This is a genomic window from Collinsella sp. AM44-11, assembly GCF_003467145.1.
Classification (GTDB): Bacteria; Actinomycetota; Coriobacteriia; order Coriobacteriales; family Coriobacteriaceae; genus Collinsella.
On the sequence record NZ_QSFE01000009.1, the window covers coordinates 110,807 to 113,433 of the forward strand.

Genomic DNA, 2,627 nt, shown 5'->3' on the forward strand with positions numbered 1-2,627 from the left:
AAAGCCAGCAAGGACAAAGGGCGGGATGAAGTCGAGCATGCCCTGGATGGCGTCAGCACCCAGATAGAACGACAGCGAGCACAGCAGGAACGCCATGATGATACCGGTCAAACCGATCAGGAAGTGCATCGCATAGACACCCTTAAGGTTGCCCTGGCCGGAGAAGACATCAGCGCGGTCAACCAGAATCGGCAGGGCGGCGTTGAGGATGTTCTTGATGGCAAGGCACAGCGTGGCGATGGGCATAGCGAGCGCGATGGCTGCCTCGGTGCTCTGGCCCAACTGGATAGCGAAGGCGCAGGCGAGCACGCCGCCGATCGTCTCATCAGGCGGCACGTAGGCGCCGATGGAGATCGAGCCCATGAACAGAAGCTCCAGGCTGGCGCCGATCGCGAGGCCGGACTGCAGGTCCCCCAGCACCAGGCCCACGAGCGGGCACAGGACGATGGGGCGGAACGCATAGAGCGTACCGAGCTGGAAGTCGAACTTACCAAATGCGGCGATAAGTCCGATGAGGATTGCTTGGGTAAGCATATATCCCCCTTTCCTAATAGGACACTACGAAGAGCTCAGACTCTTCGAAATTGAACGCCTAGAGCACGCTTGCGCAGTCAACCTTGGGGTCATCGGCCAGGGGTCGAATCTCGACCTCAACGCCGCGATCCAGCATCTCGCGCACATCGGCTTCCTCGGCCGCGGTCAGGAAGATCTGACGAGAGACCTGACGAGCGTCGGGACGCTTCTCGTCCTTGGGCTTGGTGTTGCCCAGGTTGACTGACTTGATCTGCGGGCAGCCCTCAACAAGCTGCTTTGCCTCAGCGATAGTGGCGACGCAGATGATCATCTTGTACTTGTCGGTCACGCCCGAGTTGATAGCTTCGATTGCATGCTCCATATCTTTGATGACGAGCTTGCAGCCGGCAGGCTTGCCCATCTTGAGCGTCGTCTTCCACACCGGATCGTTGGCGACCTTATCGCCCACGCAAAAAATGCAGTTGGAGCCAAGGCCCTGAACCCAGGAAACTGCGACCTGGCCATGAAGCAGGCGATGGTCAACGCGAAGTAGCTGAATCATAATGTGACCCCCCAAAGGTCTTGCGCCGTCTTACGGCATGTCAATAGGTGCTGCGGATTAGAACTCTTCTTCCTCGTCGTCATCGACCAGCAGGTCGTTGACAAACTTCACGCGCGTATCGTCCGCAGCGACGATGGCGCGAATCGTCTCCTCAACCGGCGCCGACTCGTCAGAGAACAGCAGCTGGATGAGCAGAGGAAGGTTCATGTTGGTAACGAGGTACGTGCGGGGACGCGTCTGGACGATCTTGGTGAACTCATTGTTGACGCTGCCACCAAAGAGGTCGGTGCAGACAACGACATCATCGTCGGCAGACATGACCGCCAGCAGTTTTTGGGCCTCCTCGGCCACGTCCATGCGGTCATCGACGAACATCGAAAGATCGTGGACGTTGTCGCGAGCACCCGAGAGCAGCTCGACGCTCTCCTTGATGCCGGTAGCGAAGTGCGCATGGCTGGCGATGATGTACTGTCTCATTCTGTGTTCCTCTCAATAGCCCGGCACGTTCCCGCACCCGTTTTCTTTAGTAGTCGAACTGGTGATAGTAGCGACGATACTTGAGGTTGTGCTTGGTGACCGTCTCGTAGTAGCGAGCCAGGCGGTCGGTCACGAGCACCGTCAGAATCCACGGGGAGACGATGACGCGGAACTCGTCGTCAAGGCCCGGGATGGCGAACTCGGCGGTGTCGATGATGTTGATGTCGGTGTCGCCGGTCACGCCGCGGGTCAGGAACGCGCGGACGCGCTCGTCGAGCTTGCGGTTCTCGTCCTCGCCCATGAACAGGAACACGGGGACGCCGGGCTCCACGAGCTCGAGGGTGCCGTGGAAGAAGTCGGCCGAGGTGATGTAGCGGGTGCGCTTCCACTGCATCTCCTCGAGGATGCACATCGAGAAGAGGATGGTCTCGCCCCACAGGGCGCCGGAGCCGATGAACATGGTGTAGGGGGCCAGGGCGTACTTCTTGGCGAGCTCCTCGGCGCGCGGCTCGAAGCGCTTGCGGATATCGAGCATGTCCTTCCAGATATCCTTGGTCTGCTCGATAAACAGGTCAAACTTGGGGAAGCAGCCGCGGCGGTTGAGCAGGCGCAGGCCGAAGCAGTCGGCGAGGTAGTAGCCCTTCTCGCAGCCGCCCGAACCATGGTCAGAAGCCATGGCGACGCAGTTCTCGGCACCCACAGCCTGGCCGATGGGGCCCTCGGGCTTGGTCATGGCGTAGACGCGCACGCCCATGCCCTTCATCTTCTTGACGGCCTCGAGGACCTCGGGGGTGGTGCCGGACTCGGAGGCGGTGAGCACGACGGACTTCTCGGTCATGCGCTTGTGGCCGGAGACGTTCCACTCGGCGGCGTGGATCAGGTAGACCTCGAGGTCGCGGTCGCCGAACTTGTTCATGAGGTACTCGAGCTGCATGAGCTCGTCCCAGGTGCCGCCGACGCCCATCAGGAACACGGCGTCGTAGCCCTCGTCGGCGACCTTGTCGGCGAGCGCGGTCATCTTCTTGCCGGTCTCGTAGAGCGCCTTGCCGTCCTCGAGGTAGCCCTCCTGGTCGAA

The 2,627-nt window shown here is 60.6% G+C and carries 4 protein-coding genes; all 4 read right to left on the minus strand.

Annotation, left to right across the window (positions count from 1 at the left end; translation table 11 throughout):
- The coding region (locus tag DW943_RS07285) for a PTS sugar transporter subunit IIC (RefSeq protein WP_147348644.1) at positions 1-534 on the minus strand (534 nt) is incomplete at its 3' end.
- A gap of 58 nt (positions 535-592) precedes the next feature.
- The gene (locus DW943_RS07290) at positions 593-1,075 is read right to left on the minus strand and encodes a PTS sugar transporter subunit IIB (protein WP_099432286.1); all 483 of its coding nucleotides are present in this window, start codon (positions 1,073-1,075) and stop codon (positions 593-595) included.
- A gap of 57 nt (positions 1,076-1,132) precedes the next feature.
- Entirely contained in the window at positions 1,133-1,552 is a 420-nt protein-coding gene (locus DW943_RS07295) for a PTS sugar transporter subunit IIA (RefSeq protein WP_117862628.1), read from the minus strand.
- Between the two features lie 46 nt (positions 1,553-1,598).
- Positions 1,599-2,627: SIS domain-containing protein (locus DW943_RS07300; protein WP_147348643.1), on the minus strand; the 1,029-nt coding region annotated here is incomplete at its 5' end.